The sequence below is a fragment of the Roseococcus microcysteis genome (assembly GCF_014764365.1).
Lineage (GTDB): Bacteria > Pseudomonadota > Alphaproteobacteria > Acetobacterales > Acetobacteraceae > Roseococcus > Roseococcus microcysteis.
Window position 1 is genome coordinate 3,505,172 of record NZ_CP061718.1, and the last position, 21,433, is coordinate 3,526,604.

Consider the following 21,433-nt stretch of genomic DNA (forward strand, 5'->3'; position numbering starts at 1 on the left):
CTCATATATGCCAAGACAAGGCGCGGCCAAGGCACACGCGCGGAGAGCCGGGAGGGAAACATGAATCAAGCCGGAACACGTTGGACCAGCCTGCCCGGCATGATGCTGGGCCTGGCACGCGAAATGCCGGACAGGCCCATGCTGACGGCCTGGCGCGACGGGCGGTGGCAGACGCTGTCCTGGGGGCATTTCGCCATGAAGGTGGCGGCGGTGGCCGCCTGGCTGCGCGCCCAGGGCGTGATGCCCGGTGACCGCGTGCTGCTGGTCAGCGAGAACCGGCCCGAATTCCTGATCACGGATGTGGCGGTGATGACCATCGGCGCCGTCACCGTGCCCACCTATGTCACCAACACCGTGGCCGACCACGCCCATGTGCTGGGCGACAGCGGGGCGCGGGTGGCGGTGGTGTCCACCGCCGCGCTGGCGCGTGCGGTGGGCGAGGCGGCGGGCCGCACCGGGGGGCTCGACCTGCTGGTGTGCATGGAGGCCGGCGCGCCCGAACCCCAGGGCGGCCGCCTGGCCGAATGGGCCGCGCTGGAGGCCGCGCCGGGCGACGTGGTCACGCTGATGGCCGAGGCCGAGCAGATCCCGGCCGGGCGCCTCGCCTGTCTCATCTACACCTCCGGCACCGGCGGCGCGCCGCGCGGGGTGATGCTGCCCCACCGCGCCCTGCTGGCGAACCGCGAGGGCGTGCGCCCGCTGATCGAGCGGCTCCATGTGGCGGGTGAGCGTTATCTCTCCTTCCTGCCCATGTCGCACAGCTATGAGCACACGGTGGGCGGCTTCCTGCTGCCCTCCTTCGGGATGGAGGTGGTCTATTCCCGCGGCGCCGACCGCCTCGGCGCCGAGATGGCCGAGTTCAAGCCCGCCATCATCACCGCCGTGCCCCGTCTGTTCGAGGTGCTGCGCGCCCGCATCACCGCCCAGGTGGAGAAGGATGGCGGCCTCAAGAAGCGCCTCTTCGACCAGGCGCTGGCGCTGGGCCTGCGGAAGATGGACGGCCCGCCGCTGAACCTGCTGGAAAAGCTGCAGGATGCGGTGCTGGACCGGCTGGTGCGCAACAAGATCCGCGGCCGCTTCGGCGGCAATGTGCGGGCGCTGGTCTCGGGCAGCGCGCGGCTGGACCCCGAGCTGTCCGGCTTTTTCCTGGCCTTGGGCCTGCCGCTGATCCAGGGCTACGGGCAGAGCGAGGCCGGCCCCGTCATCAGCGTGAACCTGCCCTGGGACAACGCCCGGCGCAGCGTGGGCCCGCCCTTGCCGGGGGTGGAGGTCCGCATCGCCGGGGATGGCGAGATCCTGGTGGCGGGCAACCTCGTCATGGATGGCTACTGGAACAACCCGGAGGCGACCGAGGCCGCCCTGCGCGTGCCTGAGGGCGATGGCAAGACCTGGCTGCACACCGGCGATGTGGGGCGGATGGAGGAGGGGCGCCTCGTCATCACCGACCGCAAGCGGGATTTCATCAAGCTGAAGGGCGGCGACATGGTGGCCCCTTCCAAGCTCGAAGCCCTGCTGGTGGGCGAGCCCGAGATCGCCCAGGCGGTGGCCGCCGGCGAGGGCATGTCCGGCGTGGTGGCCCTGCTGGTGGCGGCCGAGGGCCAGGCGGAAAGCCTGGCGGGCGCGGTGGCGCGGGTGAATGCCAAGCTCTCGCCTGTCGAGCGCATCCGCCGCTGGGCCCCCGTCACCGAGCCCTTCTCGGTGGAAAACGGCATGCTGACGCCTACCATGAAGGTGAAGCGCCGGCTGGTGCTGGAGCGTTATGCGGGCATTGTGAACGGGTTGGGCTGATCTGGCCCACCGAAGGAAAGGACGCTCCATGCACCGACGCCATTTGGCCGCACTCCCCCTCCTGGCGCTGGCGCCCCGCGCAGGGCGCGCCGATGCGGCGCTGGGGGCGCGGCTGAATGGCGAACACCCCGCGGCCTATTACCGGGAGGCGGGGCGGCTGTTCGGGGCGGGGCAGCGGGAGGATGCGGTCTTCGTGTTCTACCTGGGCCAGCTGCGCTACCGGACGCATCTGGTGGCCCGGCCCGACCTGCCGGCGGATGGGGACCGCGCCCTCTTCGCCGCGCTGACGGAAAGCGTGGGGCGGCCGCTGAACGAATGGGCCTTCGGCGACGTGCCGGCCCTGGTCCGCACCATGGACGCGGTGCTGGCCCATGACGAAAGCCAGCCCGACCGCTTCACCCCGCCACAGGAATTCCCCGATGCCCATCGGGGCGTGCGGGAGGGGCTGGCCCGCTTCCGGGACCAGGTGGGGGCTTCGGCCGAGAGCATCCGCCAGCAGCGGGCGGCCGGGCTGAGCAGCTGATTCACGGCTTCGGTGATTCCACCGAAGCCGACCGGACGCTAATCCAGCGGCTGGGTCAGCATGCGCCGCAGCGTCTGCCGGTCCGGTTCGCGATGGCCGCGCACGCCCAGCACCAGTTCGCCCTCCCATTTGCCGCGCCAGGTGCCGAACAGCCGGTCCCAGAGGGAGAGGCAGAAGCCGTAATGGCTGTTGGTCTCATGCGCCCGCTCGCTGTGGTGGATGCGGTGCAGGTTGGGCGTGACGATCACCCAGCCCAGCGCGCGGTCCAGCTTCGGCGGAAGGCGGATGGCCGCGTGCTCGAAAAGGCTCGCGGCATTCAGGAGGATTTCGAAGGCCAAAATCCCCTCGGGCGGCGCGCCGAGCGCCACCGCGAAGGCGATCTTGATCACCATGGACAGCCAGATTTCCACCGGGTGGAAGCGCACGCCGGTGGTGGCGTCCATCTCCGGGTCGGCGTGATGGACGCGGTGCAGGCGCCACAGCCAGGGCACGTGGTGAAAGACGCGGTGCTGGAAATAGATCAGCAGGTCGAAGACCACGACCGTCAGCGGGATGGCCACCCACAACGGCAGGTCCAGCCAATTCATCAGCCCAATGCCTTGCGCCTGCGCCCAGAAGGCCGCGGCCACGGCGGCCAGCGGCAGGGTGAAGCGCACCAGCACCGAGCCCACCGCCACCAGCCCGAGATTGGGCCACCAGCGCCGCATGCCCAGGGGGCGTGGCTGCGCCCAGGGCAGCAGCCGCTCCGCCAGGATCAGCGCGGCCAGGACGCCCGCGAAGGCGCCCAGCCGCAGGGTGGCTTCAAACTCCATGGCCGGAAGATAAGCATCCGTGCAGGGAAAGGGAGGGGCTGTCTCCCGCTTCGCCGTCCGGAGCCGGAAGGTTACGCCGCTATTCGGCCGCCGCCCGCGCGCCGCCCTGGCTCCCCCCTTGGCCCCAGCCAGGATTCACGATGGGCGAATGCGCCCCCAGTGCCCGCCGACCCTCGGCATATTCGGCGGCCAGCCGGTCCACCAGCGCCGCCGCCGGCACCACCTCATGGATGCCGCCCACGGACTGCCCCGCGCCCCAGATGTCCTTCCAGCGCTTCTTGCGGTCCGAGGCGAAGGTCATCTGCGACTTGTCGCCCGTTTCCAGGTTGTCCGGGTCGAGTCCCGCCCGCGCGATGGAGGGCTTCAGGTAGTTCCCATGCACGCCGGTGATGAGGTTGGTGTAGACGATGTCGCCCGCCCCGCTCTCCACGATCATCCGCTTGTAGTCCTCGACCGCCCGCGCCTCGGGGGTCGCGATGAAGGCGGTGCCCATATAGGCGAAATCCGCCCCCATGGCCTCGGCGGCCAGGATGCTGCGGCCATGGGCGATGGAACCCGACAGCGCCACCGGCCCGTCGAACCATTGCCGCGTCTCCTGCACCAGGGCGAAGGGGGATTGCGCGCCGGCATGGCCGCCCGCGCCGGCGGCCACCAGCACCAGCCCGTCCGCGCCCTTCTCGATGGCCTTGCGGGCGAAGAACTGGTTGATCACGTCATGGATCACGAAGCCGCCATAGGAATGGATGGCCTCGTTCACCTCGGCCCGCGCGCCCAGCGAGGTGATGATCAGCGGCACCTTGTGCTTCACGCAGAGCGCCAAATCCTGTTCCAGCCGGTCATTGGACTTGTGGACGATCAGGTTGATCGCGAAGGGGGCCGAGGGCCGGTCGGGATGGGCGCGGTCATGCGCGGCCAGGCGTTCCTTGATCTCGGTCAGCCATTCGTCCAGCTGCTCCAGCGGCCGGGCATTCAGCGAGGGCATGGAGCCGATGATGCCGCTGGTGCATTGCGCCACCACCAGGTCCGGCACCGAGATGATGAACAGCGGCGAGGCGATGAGCGGCAGGCGCAGCCGCCCCTTGAGCATGTCACGCAGGTCCATCCGGTCGGTTCCTCCATTCGGTTGGAGCCAGTCTAGCCACGGTTCCATGCCGACGGAAACGCCCGCCGCAGCCGATATTGCGCTGCCGGATGATGGCCATAGCCTGCGCGGATTGGCAGCGCCGCCCCGGCCACCCTACATGCGGAACGAACGCGGAACCCCGCCCGGAAGGAATTCGATGACCGAGACCCTCTCCCCCGCCGCCCTCGACCAGCTTTTCCGCGAGGCGCGCACCCAGAACAAGTGGCAGGACAAGCCCGTCTCCGACGAGACGCTGCGTGAACTCTATGACCTGATGAAATGGGGCCCGACCAGCGCCAATTCCTCGCCCGCGCGCTTCCTGTTCCTCCGCACGCCCGAGGCGAAGGCGAAGCTGAAGGAGACGCTCTCGGCCGGCAATGTCGAGAAGACCATGACCGCGCCCGTGGTCGTGATCGTGGCGCATGATCCGAAGTTCTACGACCTGCTGCCGCGGCTGTTCCCCCATGCGGACGCGAAGTCCTGGTTCTCCGGCAACTGGTCGCTGGCGGACACCACCGCCTTCCGCAACGGCACCCTGCAGGGCGCCTATCTGATGCTGGCCGCGCGCGCGCTGGGCCTCGATGTCGGCGCCATGAGCGGGTTCGACAATGGCAAGGTGGATGAGCTGTTCCTGGCCGACACCGGCTGGAAGTCCAACTGGCTGGTGACGCTCGGCCATGGCGACCCGTCCGGCGTCTTCCCCCGCAGCCCGCGCCTGGAATTCGAGGAAGCCTGCAAGCTCCTGTAAGGCCCGTCAGGGGGCGGGTTCCAGCCGGTACCCGCCCTCCTCCGTCACCAGCAGGCGCGCGAGTTCCGGCGCCTGCTCGATCTTGCGGCGCAGACGGTAGATGTGCGTCTCCAGCGTGTGGGTCGCGACCGCCGCCGAATAGCCCCAGACCTCCCCCAGCAATTCCGCGCGCGAGACGGCGCGGCCGGCCGCGCGGTGCAGGTAGAGGAGGATGGCGGCCTCCTTCTCGGTCAGGCGGATGCGGGTGCCTTCGGGCGTCAGCATCAGGCGCGAGGCCGGGTGGAAGAGGTGCCCGCCCAGGCTGATGCCAGCCTCGGGCGAGGCTTCGAAGGCCGCCAGCAGCGCGTTCATCCGGGACACCAGCGCCGCCAGGCGCACGGGCTTGGGCAGGCTGGGCAGTTCCGACGCCGCGCCATCGCCCAGCAGCAGGATGGGCCGTCCGGCGCTGGCCGCGCGCAACGGCTCCACCCAGGCCAGGGCCGGGGCGTCGAGCAGCGTGGCCTCGACATGCGCGAGAGGGTCCGCGAGGCGGGCAGGGCCTTCGCCGGGCGCCATGGGCTCCGCCCGGTATTCCGTGCCTTGCGCCAGTTGCGCGGGAAGAATGGCCGCCAGGGCCTCGTCCTCGGTCAGTAGAAGCAGGTGGCGCGGGCCGGCCATGGTCGCCTGGAGGATGTCGGCTTGGTGACAGCCGCTGTGGTTTACAATCTTCCCTCTCTTAGCACTTGCGCCGCGCGGGAGGAATGCTTGCGCGAAAGGTTGCGCAAGTCTGTGAAAATAAGTTTCACGCGGCGCCCTGTCGCTTCCCACTGTGACGCCACATTCTCAAGGCAGAGTTTCTACCCATGAAGGATCGCTCGTCCATGAATGTCGTCGCTTCGCAACCGCAGGCTTCCCTTGGTGCGCTGACGGAGGATGTCCTGGTGCTGCGGGCGGTTCATCGCGCCGTGTCCGAACTCCGCCGCGGCACGCCCGTTCTTGTCCATGGGGCCGAGGGGGCCATGCTGGTGGCGGCGGCCGAAACGGTCGGCGCGCAGGGCCTGGGCGAGATGGCGCGTGCCTCCGCGCGCCCGCCCGTGCTGCTGCTGGCCCCCGTGCGCGCGGCCGCGCTGTTGCAGCGCCCCGTGCCGCTCGACGCGCCCGAGGCGGGTGCCGTGGCGCTGCGCCTGCCCTCCGGGCTGATGGACCCCGCCCGGCTGCGCGCCTTCGCCGACCCCACCGCGGACCAGCTCCTGGGCGCCGAGGGCCAGCAGCTCGACCGCGCGGCCACGCCGCCCCTGGCCCCCGCCGCCTTGGCGCTGGCGAAGCTGGGGCGCCTGCTCCCCGCGCTGGTGGCGGTGCCGCTGGACCGTGTGGTCACCTCCGTGCCGGGCCTGATCGGCATCGCGGCCGAGGAGATCCTGGCCTACCCCCACACCGCCGCCACCACGCTGCGCGCGGTGGGCGAGGCGCGGGTGCCGCTGGAGGATGCGAAGGACACGCGAATCATCGCCTTCCGCGCCGCCGATGGCGGGATCGAGCACCTGGCCATGCTGGTGGGCAACCCCGAGGCGGTGCTGGCCGGCGGCGGGGCGCCCCTGGCGCGGCTGCATTCGGAATGCTTCACCGGGGACCTGCTGGGCTCGTTGCGCTGCGATTGCGGCCCGCAGCTGAAGGGCGCGCTGCGCCGCATGGCCGAGGAAGGTGCGGGCGTGCTGATCTATCTGGCGCAGGAGGGGCGGGGCATCGGCCTCGTCAACAAGCTGCGCGCCTACACGCTCCAGGACCAGGGGCTGGACACGCTCGATGCCAACCGTGCCCTGGGCTATGGCGCGGATGAGCGGAACTTCCTGGTCGCGGCCACCATGTTGCGCGCCTTGGGCATTCCGCGCGTGCGGCTGCTGACGAACAACCCCGACAAGCTGGCGGGCCTCGCCGCCTGCGGCATCGAGGTGCAGGCCCGCGAGGAACACGCCTTCGCCGGCAATGGCGTGAATGACGGCTACCTGGCCACCAAGGCGCAGCGCTTCGGGCATATGCTGCCGGATTGAGGGGGTACGGAGCGCGCGTCCGGCGCCTTCGGGCAAGGACTTGCTTCACCCAGATGCGAACCATCCGAGCATCCGGCCGCAACGCGGCCGGCGCCGCCCGGACAGCCGCGTGGCCAGCACACCCGCCGCGCGGCGAAAGCCAAGCCGCCGGAGGCGGCGCCCGGCGCCTGAGGGCAAGAATCAAGTCACCCGGTCGAGTTCCGCCTCGCTCATCTCGCCGGGCACGATGGTCATGGGCACGGTCATCTTGCCCGCCAGCCGCCCCGTCAGCGCCGTGATCAGCGGCCCCGGCCCCTTGCCGCCGGCCGAGGTGGCCAGCACCAGGATGGAAATGCGCGGGTCCTCCTCCAGAAGGGCCAGCAGCTCATCGGCCATGCGCCCCTCGCGGATGACCAGCATGGGCATGCCACCCGTCAGCTCCTTCACCTGGGCGGCAAGGCCGGCCAACAGGGCCTCGGCCTCCTCCCGGCGCTCCTCCTGCATCATGGAGCCGATGCCGGCCCATTCGGACTGCTCCACCGGCTCGACCACGCGCAGCAGCGTGACCCGGCCACCGCCCTTCGCGGCGCGCAGGCAGGCGTAGCGCAGGGCGACCGCGCGTTCGGGGCTGTCATCCACGACGACCAGGAACACGCGGTCGCGCCGGGCCTTTTCCGTTCCGTCCTCGGTCATCAGCTTCTCCGGAAGAGGATGCTGCCCAGCCAGCCGGCCAGGGCGGCGAAAATAATGCAGATCAGCGCATAAAGCGCGGGCTGCAGCCGCGCCAGTCTTTCAATCTCGGCCGCGCTGCCGGTGCGGGCCACGATGAAGCCTATCCGCTCCGTCGTCACCACCTGGCGCGAGCGGATGAGGTGGACGGAAATCTCATAGACGCCTGGCTGTACCGTGGCGGGCAGGGGCAGGCGCACCTGGAAGAGGCGGTTGCCCGCGATGTCCACCGGCGCCACATCCTCCAGCCACAGGCCCTCATTGCGCTTCAGCTCCAGCAGGGCGGCGCGGAATTGCGGGGAGCGCGCCCCGGAGCTGGGCGTCAGCGGCAGCGCGTCCAGCCCCAGGCCACGGGCCTGGCGCACCTCCTCCGGCAGCAGCCGCCAGGCCGGCAGGGTGCCGGCGATGGCATAGAAGCTCGGCACATCGTCGAAATGCGCCGAGGGACCGTTCAGCCACATGCCCAGCACATTGACGCGTCGGCGCACCACGAAATCCGTGGACGGGCCGCGCGCCACGACGATGATCTCGTCGCCGCCGGGGCCGATGGGCTGCTCCGTGCTGCCGAAGACCAGCACGCTCTCGCCCACGAAGGCGGTGGTCACGTCCACGCGGTCGGTGGAGAGGCGGGCCACCAGCGGCTGCGCCCCGGCGAGGCCGGGCACCAGCAGGAGGAGGAGGAGGAGGAGCCAGGCCCTCATGGCGCGCGCGTGACCGAGAACAGGCGTTCGGGTGGGGTGACCAGGTTCCACATCAGCATCAGGGCCACGCCCAGCACCAGCAGGCCCAGCAGCGCGCGCGTCTCCTCGCCGCGCAGCCGGGCCCCCATGGAGGCGCCGAACTGCGCGCCCGCCACACCACCGGCCAGCAGCAGCATGGTCAGCACGATGTCCACGCCGCCCACCTGCACCGCCTGGAAGAAGGTGACCGAGGCCGTGATGCAGACCACATGGAACAGCGAGGTGCCGATGACGACCGAGGTCGGCATGCCCAGGATGTAGATCATGGCCGGCACCAGCATGAAGCCGCCGCCCACGCCCATCACGGCCGAGAGCACGCCGATGCCGAACCCCACCGCGATCGGCGGCAGGACGGAGATGTAGAGGCGGCTCTGCCGGAAGCGCATCTTGAAGGGCAGGCCATGCGCCCAGGAATGCTGGTGCAGCCGCTGCGGGCGGGCGCGGACGCGGCGGAAGATGGCGCGCACGCTCTCCATCACCATCAGCAGGCCCACGATGCCCAGCACCACCACGTAGAACAGGGCCACGGCGGCATCCACCTGGCCCTTCTCGCGCAGGAAGGCAAAGAGCTGCACGCCGGCGAAGCTGCCCAGCAGGCCGCCCGCCACCAGCACGGCGCCCATGCGCCAGTCCACATTGCCCCGCCGCGCCTGGGCGATGAGGCCCGAGACCGAGGCGCCCAGCGTCTGGTTCGCGCCGGAGGCCACCGCGACGAAGGAGGGAATGCCGATCAGCATCAGCAGCGGCGTCAGCAGGAAGCCGCCGCCCACGCCGAACAGCCCCGACAGCCAGCCCACGCCAAAGCCGATGCCCACCAGGAGAAGGGCATCCACGCTCATTTCCGCGATGGGCAGGTAGATTTGCAACAACAAGGCTCACTTCTATGAGGGGCAAGGGTTCACCCATCGCCCGCCCGTGGCAAGGCCCGAAGGGGCGTTCAGGTTGCGTCACGCAACATCACTGGACTTGGGCGGGAACAGCCCGCAGGGTGGGTCATGCTTCGCCGTCGCGTCCTTGCCGGGCTTCCCGTCTCGGCCCTGCTCGCCAGCCCCACGCTGCGCCCCGCCCGTGCCCAGAGTGTCAGCCGGGTGGCGCTGCTGCACCTGAACGATTTCCACAGCCGGCATGAGCCCATCGCGGCCAGCGGCGCCACCTGCCGCCCGGGCGAGGCCTGCTTCGGCGGCTCGGCGCGAATCGCCACCGCCATCGCCCAGGCGCGCGAGGCCGCCCGCGCCGACCAGCGCCCCGCCTTGCTGCTGGAGGCGGGCGACAGCTTCATGGGCAGCCTGTTCTTCTCTCACCATGAGGGGCTGGCCGAGGCCGCGGTTCAGCGCGCCTGGGGGGTGCAGGGCTTCGCGCTGGGCAATCATGAATTCGACAAGGGGCCGGCCACGCTGGCCCGCTACATCGAGATGGCGGGCTTCCCCGTGCTCTGCGCCAATCTCGACGCCACGGCCGAGCCCGCGCTGGCCGGCCGCGTGCTGCCCACCGTGACCTTCCGCAACGGCCCGGCGCGGCTGGTGGTGGTGGGGCTGGTGACGACGGACACGCCCGTCATCTCCTCGCCCGGTGCGAATCTGCGCTTCACCGACCCCGCCGAGGCGGCCGAGCGTGCCGTCTGGGCCGCGCGGCGCGAGGGGCCGGCGACCGTCGTGCTGCTCTCGCATCTGGGATTCGCGGAGGATGAGCGCCTGGCCGCCCAGGTGCCCGGGGTGGACGCCATCATCGGCGGGCACACCCATCTGCGCATCGCCCCGCCCCGGCTGGTGGAGGGGCCGGACCGGCCGGTGCTGATCGTCCAGGCCGGCGCCTTCGGGCGGTTCCTGGGGCGGCTCGACCTCGACCTCGCGGCCGATGGCACGGTGCTGCACCACGCCCAGGCCATGGCGGAGCTGGACGCCGCCCTGGCCGAGGATGCCGCGGTGGCCGCCATCGTGGCCGAATATGCGGGCCCGCTGGAGGCCGTGCGCCGCGCCGTGGTGGGCCGCCTGCCCGAGGCCTTCACCCTGGAGGGCTGCCGCGAACAGCCCTGCGCCATGGGGAATTTCGTGGCCGAGGCGATGCGCCGGGCGGTGGGTGCCGAGATCGGGTGGAGCAATGCGGGTGCGCTGCGCACCAGCCTGCCGGCGGGTGACGTCACCCGTGGCGATACCCTGGCCGCCTTTCCCTTCGGCAACACCGTGGCGCGGCTGACCCTGCGGGGCGACGCCCTGCGGGCCGCGCTGGAGAACGGCCTCTCGCGCCTGCCCGAGCCCAATGGCCGCTTCCCGCAACTGGCTGGCCTGCGCTTCCGCGCCGATGCCTCGCGCCCGGTGGGGGAACGCGCCCTTGATGTGGAGGTGGAGGAGGCGCCCGGCGAATGGCGCCCCCTCGATCCCGAGCGCGCCTATCGTATCGCCACCAACAACTTCCTGCGGCGCGGCGGCGATGGCTATGCCGATTTCGCCGAGCGCGCGCTGGAGGCCGTGGATGACGGCCCCCTGCTGGAGGAAGTGGTGGCGCGGGCGCTGGGCGGCTGAAGCGCCCTCTCAGCGCCGCGGCAGGAAGCCCACCAGACGCTTCGCCTCGGCCAGGATGGGGTTCGCGATGGCCTCCGCCCGCTCCGCGCCCCGGCGCAGTGCGGCGTCCAGCGCCGGCGCATCCTCCAGCAGCCGCAGCATTTCCTTGCGGATGGGGGCGAGGTGGGCGACCAGCGCCTCGGTCAGCACCTCCTTGAAGGCGCCGAAGCCCTGGCCCTCATGCTCGCGCAGCACGTTCTCCGGCAGGGTGCCGGTGACGGCGGCGAGGATGCCCACCAGGTTGCGCGCCTCGGCCCGGCCTTCGAGGCCGGCCAGGTGGCCGGGCAGGGGCTCGGCGTCGGTGCGCGCGCGGCGGATCTTGAGCGCGATGGTATCCGCGTCATCGTTCAGGTTGATGCGCGACTGGTCCGACGGGTCGGACTTCGACATCTTCTTCGTGCCGTCGCGCAGGCTCATCACCCGGGCCGCGACGCCCTGGATGAAGGGCTCGATGCGCGGGAAGAAATCCGTGCCGTAGTCGTGGTTGAATTTCTGGGCGATGTCGTTGGCCAGTTCCAGATGCTGGCGCTGGTCATCGCCCACCGGCACGCTGGTCGCCTTGTAGGCCAGGATGTCGGCGGCCATGAGGTTCGGATAGACGTAGAGGCCGCTGCTGGCCGCCTCGCGGTCCTTGCCGGCCTTGTCCTTGAACTGCGTCATGCGGTTCAGCCAGCCCAGGCGCGCCACGCAGTTGAAGATCCAGCCGAGCTCGGCATGGGCCGGCACATGGCTCTGCACGAACAGCACGCATTTCTCGGGGCTGAGGCCGCAGGCCAGCAGGGTCGCGGCCATTTCGCGCGTCTGGGCGAGTAGCTGCGCGGGCTCCTGGAACTGGGTGATGGCGTGCAGGTCCACGATGCAGAACAGGCATTCGTGCTGATCCTGCATCGGCACCCAGTTGCGGATGGCGCCGAGGTAGTTGCCCAGGGTGGGCACGCCGGAGGGCTGGATGCCGGAGAAGACGCGCTGCATGGAAATTCCCGTGAATTGGCCGTGGGGATCGTTCGCGCGCGCGGGGCGCGCGGTCAAGACGTGGCGGGGGGTTACCGCCGCCGCCGCACCATCCGGCGCAGCTCGCGCAGGTCGAGCCCGCCCAGCAGATGCGCCACGCCGAAATAGATCACGCCCCCCACGGCGCAGATCAGGGCGAGCCACATCGCGCCAAGCGCGCCCGGACCGGGCGCAAGCCAGAAGGCGCCCAGCGCCAGAGCCACACCCATGGCCAGCGCCGCCGCCAGCAGGCGTGGCGCGTTGCGGCGCAGGCGGCGGTCGGCGCGAAAGTGGCGCTTGCGGTGCAGCAGCCACAGCAGCACGGCCACATTCGCCCAGGCGGCCAGCCCCGTGGCCAGGGCGATACCCGAGGCCCCCAGCGGCGTGGCCCAGAGGAAGAGCAGGTTCAGCCCCAGATTCATCGCCACCACGCCCACACCCACGACCACGGGGGTGGTGGTGTCGCCACGGGCGAAGAAGGCCGGGACCAGCGCCTTGACCAGCACGAAGGCCACCAGCCCCGCCGCATAGGCGGCCAGCACCCGCGCCGTCTCGGCCGCCGCCGCCGCGCCGAAGGCCCCCCGCTCGAACAGCACGGTGATGATGGGCGCGGCCAGCACCGCCAAGGCCACCGCGGCGGGCAGGGTGAGGGCGAGGGAGATCTCCAGCGCCCGGTTCTGGCTGCGATGCGCCGAGAGCTTCTGCCGCGCCGCGATCTGCGCCGCCAGCAGCGGCAGCAGCGCGGTGCCGATGGCCGCCCCCACCACGCCCAGCGGCAGCTGCGCCACCCGGTCCGCGTAATAGAGGAAGGACACGGCGCCCGCCGGCAGCAGCGAGGCGATGATGACATCCACCGCCAGGTTCAGCTGCGTGACGCCCGCGCCGATGATGCCCGGCCCCATCCGCCGCAACACGCCTCGCTCATTCGGGCCAAGGGTGATGCGCCGCACCGGGTTCAGCGCCATGCCCGCCTGCCGCGCCGCCCACCACACCAGGGCGAGTTGCAGCACGCCCGAGGCCGTCACCCCCCAGGCCAGCGCATGGGCCGGCGTGGCGACGAAGGGCGTCAGCCCCAGCAGGGCCGCCATGGCCGTCACGTTGAACAGCACCGGCGCCCCCGCCGCCGCCCCGAAGCGCGACAGCCCGTTCAGCACGCCTGACACCAGCGCCACCAGGCAGATGAGCAGCAGGTAGGGAAAGACGATGCGCGTCAGCTCCACGGCCAACGCGAACTGGTCGGGCCGCGCCGAGAAGCCGGGCGCCAGCACCGACAGCACCTGCGGCATGAAGACCATGCCCAGCAGCGTGAGCAGGGACAGCCAAAGCGCCATCAGCCCCGCCATCCGCTCGGCCAGGCGCTGGGCTTCCGCGAAACCCTCGCGCGTGAGGGTGGCGGCGAAGGCGGGGACGAAGGCGGCGTTGAAGGCGCCCTCGCCGAAGAGGCGGCGGAAGAGGTTGGGCAGTTTCAGCGCCACGAAGAAGGCATCGGCCATCGGGCCGGCCCCCAGGCGCGAGGCGATCAGGATGTCGCGCGCGAAGCCGAGGATGCGGCTGGCCATGGTCCAGCCGCCCACCGTGGCGATGGAGCGCAGCATCAGGCCTGGCTGGCGACCTCGCGCATCAGCACCGAGACGCCCCCGCCGCCGGGCGCGTCGGGCGGGGTCAGCGCGTCGAGCAGCGCCTCGCGCAGCGGGGCGAGCTTGCGCTCATTCTCGATCTTCAGGCCGAAGACGTCCTTCACGTAGAAGACGTCCACGGCGCGCACGCCATAGGTGGTGATGTGCGCGGAGGCGATCTGCAGCCCCTGTTCGCTGATGGCGGCCGTCACGTCATGCAGCAGGCCGGGCCGGTCGCGGCCATTCACCTCGATGACGGTGTGGGTGTTGGAGGCGAAGTTGTCGAAGACCACGCGCGGCGGCACCGTCACGGCGGCCAGCCGCGCGGGCTCCCGCCGCACCTTGCGGATTTCGGCGTCGAGCTGGAGGCGGCCGGACAGCGACTGCTCGATCAGCACCGACAGCCGCGCCAGGCGGTGCGGCGCGTCGAAGGCGTCGTCCGAACTGTCCTGCACCCAGAAAGTGTCCAGCGCCATGCCATTGGTCAGCGTGTGGATGCGCGCATCCACGATGGAGGCGCCGGCCACGGCCAGCGCGCCCGAGATCTTGCTGAACAGGCCCGGATGGTCGGTGCAATAGACCGTGACCTCGGTGACGCCCCGCTCGGGCAGCACACGGGTGCGGACGGTGAGCGGCGCGCGCGTGGCCTCGGCGTCGCGGATCATCGAGGCGTGGCGGGCATGGGTCTCGGCGTCGAAGGAGAGCCAGTAGCCGGGGTAGCCCAGGGAGAGGAAATGCTCGGCCTCGGCCTGGGTGAAGGCGGGCAGGGCGGCGATGGCGGCTTCCTTGGCGCGGGCCACGCGCACATCGCGCTCGGGCACCGTCATGCCGCCGGCGAGGACTTCGGAAACGCGCCAATAGACCTCGCGCAGCAGGGTGGCCTTCCATGCGTTCCAGACACGGGGGCCGACGGCGCGCATGTCCGCCACGGTCAGCACCAGCAGCAGGCGCAGGCGTTCGGGCGACTGCACCTGGTCGGCGATGTCGAGGATGGTCTTGGGGTCCTCGATGTCACGCTTGAAGGCGGTCTGGGAGACGAGCAGGTGGTGCAGCACCAGCCAGGAGACGGTCTCGGTCTCCTCGGCGCTCATGCCCAGGCGCGGGCAGATCTCCTGGGCGAGGCGGGCGCCGATCTCGCTGTGGTCGCCGCCGCGGCCCTTGGCGATGTCATGCAGGAGGGCGGCGACATAGAGGGCGCGGCGGGATTGCAGCTGGCCGGCCAGCTCGCTCGCCACCGGGGCGACTTCCGCGAGCGCCCCGCTTTCGATCTGCTGCAGCACCCCGATGGCCTCGATGGTGTGCTCGTCCACCGTGAAGACGTGGTAGGTGTCGAACTGCATCAGCCCGGTGATGCGCTGCCATTCGGGGATGAAGCGGCCGAGGAAGCCCGCCTCGTTCAGCAGGCGCATCCATTTGGCCGCACCCTTGCCCATCAGCAGGTCGAGGAAGAGGCGGTTGGCCTCGGGGTCCCCGCGCAGGCGCTCCGCCTGGCGGGCGTGGCGGATGAGGGCGCGGACGGCCAGCGGGTGGATGTCCAGGCAGCGGTCCCGCGCCGCCTTGACGATGCGCAGCATCAGCACGGGCTCGCGCGAGAAATCGCGGTCAGGCGGGGCGGCCACCAGCTTGCCATCGGCGAAGGCAAGTCCCAGCGCGGCCAGCCCTTCATCCCCCTCGCGCCTTGTGGCGGGCGGGCCCAAGGCCGCGCGCTCGATGGCCGGTTCCAGCACGCGGGTGAAGCGCACCACGTCGCGCGCCGTCAGGAAGAGGTGCTTCATCAGCCGCTCCGACCCGTCCTGCGCGCCGTGGCGGGTGTAGCCCATGCGCGCGGCGATGACGGGCTGGAGGTCAAAGGTGAGGCGTTCCTCCGCCCGGCCGGTGACGTAGTGCAGGTGGAAGCGCAGGGTCCAGAGGAAGTCCCAGGCGCGGCGGATGGCACGGGCTTCGTGCGCGCTCAGCAGCCCGCCGCCGGGGCTGTCGGGGCCCACGAGCTCCGGCATCTTCTGCACGCCGAAGGCGTAGCGGGCGAGCCAGTAGAGGGTCTGCAAATCCCGCAGCCCGCCCCGGCCTTCCTTCACATGGGGTTCGACCAGGAAGGGGCTTTCGCCATAGCGGGCGTGGCGGGCGGCGCGTTCGGCGCGCTTGGCGGCCAGGAAGGGGGCGATGCCGCTCTCCAGCCGGTGCCGGGTGAAGTTCTCGGTGAAATGGGCGAAGGCCTCGGCGTCGCCGCCCAGGAAGCGGGCATCCACCAGGGCGGTCAGGATGGTGACGTCCTTGCAACCTTCGGTGAGACAATCCTGGGCGCTGCGCGTGGCGTGGCCCACCTTCAGCCCGAGGTCCCACAGAAGATACAGGATGAACTCGATCAGCCGCCGGGTTCGGGCGCCGGGCTCGCGCTGGGTGAGGAAAAGCAGGTCAATGTCCGAATGCGGCGCCAGCACGCCGCGCCCATAGCCGCCGGTCGCCACCAGGGCGAAGTCCAGCCGGGCGGCGCCGGGCATGGGGGGCACCATGGCGCCGCCATAGTCCAGGATGGCCAGCATCACCTGGTCCATCCGTTCGCCCAGGCGGCGGGCGGCGCCCAGCCCATGGGTTTCGCGGCTTTCGAAGGCGTGCTGGACCCAGGCCTGCACCCCGCCCAGCTCCCGCCGCAGCAGGGCCAGCGCCTGGTCGCGCGCGATGGGCACGCCGTCAGGCAGCAGGCGGTCCTGCAGCCGTGCTTGGGCCCGTGGGGCGGTGGCGAGCGTCATGTCAACCAGACTACAGGCCTTCCTTCGCGGCTGCGAGTGCCTTGAGGCTGTAGAGTGCGTCATGGGCCTCGCGCGGGGAAAGCGCATCGGGGTCCAGCGCCAGCAGGGCCTCCAGCAGGGGTGACGCCCGAGGGGGCTGTGGCGGTGGCGGTGCCCCGGCGAAGAGGGGCATCGCGGCCGTCAGCGGGTCCGTGCCGGCGGCGGCGCGGGCTTCCAGCCCGGCCAGCACCTCCGCCGCGCGCTTCAGCACGGCAGGGGGCACGCCGGCCAGCTTGGCCACATGCACGCCCCAGCTCTTTTCCGCGGCACCCTCGGCCACGCTGTGCTGGAACACCACCTGGCCGCGCCATTCGCGCACCTGCATGGCGGCCAGGCGCATCTCGGGCAGCCCATCGGCCAGCCGCGTCAATTCATGGAAATGCGTGGCGAAGAGGGTGCGGGCGCGGATGCGGTCATGCAGCGCCTCCAGCACGGCGGTGGCAATGGCGAGCCCGTCCCAGGTGGCCGTGCCGCGCCCCACCTCGTCCAGCACCACCAGGCTGCGGGGGCCGGCCTGGTTCAGGATGGCGGCGGTCTCGGTCATCTCCACCATGAAGGTGCTGCGGCCGCCGGCCAGGTCATCGGCCGCGCCCACGCGCGAGAAGAGCCGGTCCACAAGCCCGATCCGCGCCGCGCGGGCGGGAACATACAGCCCCGCCTGCGCCAGGATCACCATCAGCGCGTTCTGCCGCAGGAAGGTGGATTTGCCGGCCATGTTGGGGCCGGTCAGCAGGCAGAGGCGCTGGCCGGGCGAGAGGTCGCAGTCATTGGGCACGAAGGCGGGGCCGCGGGCGCGGCGCAGCGCGGCCTCCACCACCGGGTGGCGGCCCGCTTCGATGGCGAAGTCGGGGCGGTCGGTGATCTCGGGGCGGCACCAGCCGCCGCTGGAGGCCAGTTCCGCGCTGGCGGCCAGCACGTCCAGCGCGGCCATCTCCCGCGCGGCGGCGGCGATGGCATCGCCCTCGGCCAGGATCATGCGGCGCAGATGGGCGACCACCAGCCTTTCGCGGGCACGCGCCTGGTCGCCGGCCTCGGACAGGCGCCGGTCCAGCGCGGCCAGCGCGGCGCAGGTGAAACGGTGCGCGCTGGCCATGGATTGGCGATGGATGGGCGCGAGGTCGCCGGTCGCGGCGGGCGGGGCGGCGCGCAGCAGCTTCTCCCCGGCGGCGGCGGGCATTTCGGCCAGATACCCCAGCTGCTGGTGGTGCCGGATCTTGAGCGAGGCCACGGCCCAGGCCTGGGCCAGCTGCATCTGCATGGCCGCGATGGCCCCGCGCGCGTCGTCGCGCAGGCGGCGCAGCGCATCCAGCTCGCCATCATAGCCCGGGGCGACGGTGCCGCCCTCCTCCAGCCGGGCCGGAAGTTCGGCGGCCACCGCGCGGGAAAGTTCCAGCGCGAGGGCGGGCAGGGCGGAAAGCGGCGCCTGCGCGGCTTCCAGCAATCCGGGCGGGGCGCCCTCCAGCAGGCGGGAAAGGCGCCCGGCACGGTCCAGCCCGTCGCGGATGGCGCCGAGGTCGCGCGGCGCGAAGCGCTCCACCGAAAGTCGGCCCAGCGCGCGGGCCATGTCGGGGGCGCCCTTCAGCGCGGCGCGCAGCCCGGCGCGGCGGGTGCCGTCCTCCAGCAGCAGGGCGACGGCGTCATGCCGGGCGCGGATGGCGGCGCGGTTATCCAGGGGTGCGGCCAGCCGCGCGGCGAGTTCCCGGGCACCTGGCCCGGTCAGGGTGCGGTCCACCGCCGCCAGCAGCGAGGCGTCGCGCGGGCCGTCCAGGATGTCCAGGCTGCGGCGGGTGGCGGCGTCCAGCAGCAGCACGCCGCGCGCGCCCTCGGGCATGGGCGGGGCGAGGCGCGGCAGGGCGCCGTTCTGCACGCCCCGCACATAGTCCACGGCCATGGCGGCGGCGGCGATTTCGGCCGGGCTGAACTGGCCGAAGCCTTCCAGCGAGGCGACGCCCAGCGCCTCGGCGAGCCGCCCCGGCGCGTCCTTCGGCACCAAGGCGGGGGTGGCGCCTTCCAGCTCCAGCCCGTCCTCCGCCAGGATTTCGGCGGGCGCGAGGCGCGCGACCAGCGCGGCGACCTCGGGCGCATCCTGGGTGTGGAAGGCGCCGGTGGAAACATCGAGCCAGGCCGCCCCCCCGCGCACAAGGGCCAGCAGCCAGGCGGGGCGGGCGGCGTCCAGCAGGGCTTCCTCGGTCGCGGTGCCGGGGGTGATGATGCGGACCACCTCGCGCCGCAACGTGGCCGATTTGCGGGCCTTGGCTTCCTCGGGCGTCTCCATCTGTTCGCAGATCGCCACCCGGAAACCCCGGCGGATCAGGCGCGCGAGGTAGGATTCGTGGCTGTGGTGCGGCACGCCGCACATGGGGATGGGGTGGCCCTGGTGTTCGCCCCGGTGGGTGAGGGCGAGGCCCAACGCTTCGGCGGCGGCCTCGGCATCCTCGAAGAAGAGTTCGTAGAAATCGCCCATGCGGAAGAAGACCAGGGCGCTGCCGGCCTGCTCCTTCGCGGCGAACCATTGGGCCATGGCGGGCGTGGCGCCCGAAGCTGTCACGCGATGCTGCACCGCGCAGCTTTAGCGGGGCGGGCTGGGTCCGCGAAGGGGTCGCTTCGCAGCGCGGCCATGGAGGGTTACAAGAATGACAAGCAAACCCACCGAGGAAGCAAACGCATGTCCGACGCGCGCCCCACACCCCCCAAGGACACCCGCACGGCGCGCGTCACGGGCGAGGAGGCGCTGGCCATGCACGCCGCCGGCCGCCCCGGCAAGCTGGAGACGCGGCTGACCAAGCCGCTCGTCACGGCGCGCGACCTCAGCCTCGCCTACAGCCCCGGCGTGGCCGAGCCCTGCCTGCACATCCATCGCAGCCCGGCGCTGGCCTACGACTATACGTCGAAGGGGAATTTCGTGGCCGTGGTCTCCAACGGCACGGCGGTGCTGGGCCTGGGCAATCTGGGCGCGCTGGCGTCGAAGCCGGTGATGGAGGGCAAGGTGGCGCTGTTCAAGCGCTTCGCCGATGTGGACGGCATGGACCTCTGCCTCGACACCGAGGATGTGGACGAGTTCGTGAACTGCGTGCGCTTCCTGGGCCCCAGCTTCGGCGGCATCAACCTGGAAGACATCAAGGCGCCGGAATGCTTCGTGATCGAGCAGCGGCTGCGCGAGTTGATGGACATTCCCGTCTTCCATGACGACCAGCACGGCACGGCCATCGTGGCCGTCGCCGGCCTGATCAATGCCGCGCATCTGACGGGGCGTGACCTCGCCACCACGCGGCTGGTGATCAACGGCGCTGGTGCCGCCTCCATCGCCTGCGCCGAATTGCTGCGCGCCATGGGGATGCGGCCCGAGAACATCACCATGTGCGACACCAAGGGCGTGCTCTATCGCGGCCGCACCGAGGGCATGAACCAGTGGAAATCGGCCCATGCGGTCGAGACCAAGGCCCGCACCCTCTCCCAGGCGCTGGAAGGGGCGGACGTGTTCTTCGGCCTTTCGGTGAAGGGCGCGCTGACGCAGGACATGATCCGCGCCATGGCCGACAAGCCCATCATCTTCGCCATGGCCAACCCCGACCCCGAGATCACGCCCGAGGAAGCCAAGGCCGCGCGGCCCGACTGCATCATCGCCACGGGAAGGTCGGACTATCCCAACCAGGTCAATAACGTCCTGGGCTTCCCCTTCATCTTCCGCGGCGCGCTGGATGTGCGGGCTTCCACCATCAACGACGCGATGAAGGTGGCCGCCGCCCAGGCCCTGGCCGAACTGGCGCGCGAGGCGGTGCCGGAGGAAGTGGCACGCTCGGGCGCGGGCAAGCGCCTTGTTTTCGGGCCGGAATACATCATCCCCAACGCCTTCGACCCGCGGCTCATCAGCCGCGTGCCGGTGGCCGTCGCGGAAGCCGCTGTGCGCTCGGGTGTGGCGCGCAAGCCGCTGATGGACCCTGCGCGCTATGCGAGGGAACTCACCAATCGCCTGGACGTCGCCGCCAACGCGCTGGAAGCCATCCATGAGCAGGTGCGCGCAAACCCCCGCCGCGTGGTCTTCGCCGAGGGCGAGGAAGAGGCCGTCATCCGCGCCGCCATCGCCTTCGTGAACGCGGGCTATGGCACCCCCATCCTGGTGGGCCGCGAGGAGCGCATCCACGCGACGGTCGCCGGCATCGGCGTGCGGCTGCCGGAGGGGATCGAGGTGCACAATGCGCGCCTCTCCTCCTCCAATTCGCGCTACGCGGACTGGCTCTACGCCAAGCGCCAGCGCGACGGCTTCCTCTACCGCGACATCCAGCGCCTGGTGAACAATGACCGCAACGTCTTCGCCGCCTGCATGGTCGGCATGGGCGATGCGGATGCGCTGATCACCGGCGAGACGCGCAGCTACTCCGTGGCGCTGGAAGGCGTGCGCATGGCGCTGGACGCCGAGGGCGTGCTGTTCGGCATGACCATGATGATCGCGCGGCGCTCGGGCACCGTGCTGGTGGCCGACACCGCCATCCATGAGCGGCCGGATGCCGCGACGCTGGCCGCCATCGCGACGCGCTCGGCCGTGGTGGCGCGGCGGCTGGGCCTCACGCCGCGGGTGGCCTTCCTCTCCTTCTCCACCTTTGGCGACCCGAAGGGCAGCATCCCGGGCAGCATCCGCGACGCGGTGAAGCTGTTGGACGCCGAGGGCGTGGATTTCGAATACGATGGCGAGATGGGCGCGGATGTGGCGCTGGACGCGAACCTGCGCGCCAGCCTCTACCCCTTCTGCCGCTTGACCGGGCCGGCGAACGTGCTGGTGATGCCGGGCCTGCACGCGGCCCACATCCTGACCAAGGCGGTGCCGCACCTCACCAGCGCCACCACCATCGGGCCGGTGCTGATGGGGCTGTCGCACCCGGCGCAGATCGTCCCCACCGGGTCGGGCGTGAACCAGTTGCTGGATATGGCGGCGCTGGCGGCCTACCAGGCCATCAGCCGTTAGAGCATGCTGCGTTCACATGCGTTCACGCAGCCTGCTCTCACCTTTGTTGAGAGC

General features: G+C 71.1%; 16 protein-coding genes. 6 read left to right on the forward strand and 10 right to left on the reverse strand.

The window, feature by feature from the left end:
• The first annotated feature begins 60 nt into the window (after nucleotides 1–60).
• The gene (locus tag ICW72_RS16875; RefSeq protein WP_191083773.1) at nucleotides 61–1,788 is read left to right on the forward strand and encodes an AMP-dependent synthetase/ligase; all 1,728 of its coding nucleotides are present in this window, start codon (nucleotides 61–63) and stop codon (nucleotides 1,786–1,788) included.
• 28 nt (nucleotides 1,789–1,816) lie between these two features.
• Nucleotides 1,817–2,311 carry a hypothetical protein gene (locus tag ICW72_RS16880; protein ID WP_191083774.1) on the forward strand — a complete coding sequence of 165 codons (495 nt, stop codon included), beginning with the start codon at nucleotides 1,817–1,819 and terminating at the stop codon, nucleotides 2,309–2,311.
• Between the two features lie 38 nt (nucleotides 2,312–2,349).
• Here ICW72_RS16880 and ICW72_RS16885 read toward each other — a convergent pair whose 3' ends face one another.
• Both ICW72_RS16885 and ICW72_RS16890 read right to left on the reverse strand, forming a co-directional pair.
• On the reverse strand, nucleotides 2,350–3,123 hold the full coding sequence (locus ICW72_RS16885) for a sterol desaturase family protein (protein WP_191083775.1): 774 nt from the start codon (nucleotides 3,121–3,123) through the stop codon (nucleotides 2,350–2,352).
• 79 nt (nucleotides 3,124–3,202) lie between these two features.
• Nucleotides 3,203–4,225, reverse strand: coding sequence for an NAD(P)H-dependent flavin oxidoreductase (locus ICW72_RS16890; protein ID WP_191083776.1), 1,023 nt, complete (start codon nucleotides 4,223–4,225; stop codon nucleotides 3,203–3,205).
• Between the two features lie 178 nt (nucleotides 4,226–4,403).
• Between ICW72_RS16890 and ICW72_RS16895 the strand changes: the two genes are divergently transcribed.
• On the forward strand, nucleotides 4,404–4,994 hold the full coding sequence (locus ICW72_RS16895; protein ID WP_191083777.1) for a malonic semialdehyde reductase: 591 nt from the start codon (nucleotides 4,404–4,406) through the stop codon (nucleotides 4,992–4,994).
• Between the two features lie 6 nt (nucleotides 4,995–5,000).
• Here ICW72_RS16895 and ICW72_RS16900 read toward each other — a convergent pair whose 3' ends face one another.
• The gene (locus ICW72_RS16900) at nucleotides 5,001–5,651 is read right to left on the reverse strand and encodes a winged helix-turn-helix domain-containing protein (protein WP_191083778.1); all 651 of its coding nucleotides are present in this window, start codon (nucleotides 5,649–5,651) and stop codon (nucleotides 5,001–5,003) included.
• 185 nt (nucleotides 5,652–5,836) lie between these two features.
• Between ICW72_RS16900 and ICW72_RS16905 the strand changes: the two genes are divergently transcribed.
• A complete protein-coding gene (locus ICW72_RS16905; RefSeq protein WP_223880646.1) occupies nucleotides 5,837–7,021 on the forward strand; it encodes a GTP cyclohydrolase II in 1,185 nt (394 codons plus the stop codon).
• Between the two features lie 180 nt (nucleotides 7,022–7,201).
• Here the strand turns inward: ICW72_RS16905 and ICW72_RS16910 are convergent, their stop codons facing one another.
• Genes ICW72_RS16910 through ICW72_RS16920 form a run of 3 tightly spaced genes read right to left on the reverse strand, consistent with a single transcriptional unit; the run spans nucleotide 7,202 to nucleotide 9,341 of the window.
• Nucleotides 7,202–7,693, reverse strand: coding sequence for a universal stress protein (locus ICW72_RS16910; protein WP_191083779.1), 492 nt, complete (start codon nucleotides 7,691–7,693; stop codon nucleotides 7,202–7,204).
• A complete protein-coding gene (locus ICW72_RS16915) occupies nucleotides 7,693–8,430 on the reverse strand; it encodes a TIGR02186 family protein (RefSeq protein WP_191083780.1) in 738 nt (245 codons plus the stop codon). The genes ICW72_RS16910 and ICW72_RS16915 overlap by 1 nt, the downstream gene beginning before the upstream one ends.
• A complete protein-coding gene (locus ICW72_RS16920) occupies nucleotides 8,427–9,341 on the reverse strand; it encodes a sulfite exporter TauE/SafE family protein (RefSeq protein WP_456300165.1) in 915 nt (304 codons plus the stop codon). The genes ICW72_RS16915 and ICW72_RS16920 overlap by 4 nt, the downstream gene beginning before the upstream one ends.
• A 123-nt stretch (nucleotides 9,342–9,464) precedes the next feature.
• Here ICW72_RS16920 and ICW72_RS16925 point away from each other — a divergent pair, with 123 nt between their 5' ends.
• Entirely contained in the window at nucleotides 9,465–10,988 is a 1,524-nt protein-coding gene (locus ICW72_RS16925) for a bifunctional metallophosphatase/5'-nucleotidase (protein WP_191083781.1), read from the forward strand.
• 9 nt (nucleotides 10,989–10,997) lie between these two features.
• Here the strand turns inward: ICW72_RS16925 and trpS are convergent, their stop codons facing one another.
• The 4 genes from trpS to mutS all read right to left on the reverse strand — a co-directional run bounded on the left by trpS (nucleotide 10,998) and on the right by mutS (nucleotide 18,940).
• Nucleotides 10,998–11,999, reverse strand: coding sequence for a tryptophan--tRNA ligase (gene trpS / locus ICW72_RS16930; protein WP_191083782.1), 1,002 nt, complete (start codon nucleotides 11,997–11,999; stop codon nucleotides 10,998–11,000).
• 71 nt (nucleotides 12,000–12,070) lie between these two features.
• The gene (gene murJ, locus ICW72_RS16935; RefSeq protein ID WP_191083783.1) at nucleotides 12,071–13,612 is read right to left on the reverse strand and encodes a murein biosynthesis integral membrane protein MurJ; all 1,542 of its coding nucleotides are present in this window, start codon (nucleotides 13,610–13,612) and stop codon (nucleotides 12,071–12,073) included.
• Nucleotides 13,612–16,380 carry a [protein-PII] uridylyltransferase gene (locus ICW72_RS16940; protein WP_191083784.1) on the reverse strand — a complete coding sequence of 923 codons (2,769 nt, stop codon included), beginning with the start codon at nucleotides 16,378–16,380 and terminating at the stop codon, nucleotides 13,612–13,614. The genes murJ and ICW72_RS16940 overlap by 1 nt, the downstream gene beginning before the upstream one ends.
• A 10-nt stretch (nucleotides 16,381–16,390) precedes the next feature.
• Nucleotides 16,391–18,940 carry a DNA mismatch repair protein MutS gene (gene mutS, locus ICW72_RS16945; RefSeq protein WP_191083785.1) on the reverse strand — a complete coding sequence of 850 codons (2,550 nt, stop codon included), beginning with the start codon at nucleotides 18,938–18,940 and terminating at the stop codon, nucleotides 16,391–16,393.
• 144 nt (nucleotides 18,941–19,084) lie between these two features.
• Between mutS and ICW72_RS16950 the strand changes: the two genes are divergently transcribed.
• A complete protein-coding gene (locus ICW72_RS16950) occupies nucleotides 19,085–21,379 on the forward strand; it encodes an NADP-dependent malic enzyme (RefSeq protein ID WP_191083786.1) in 2,295 nt (764 codons plus the stop codon).
• Nucleotides 21,380–21,433: the final 54 nt, after the last annotated feature.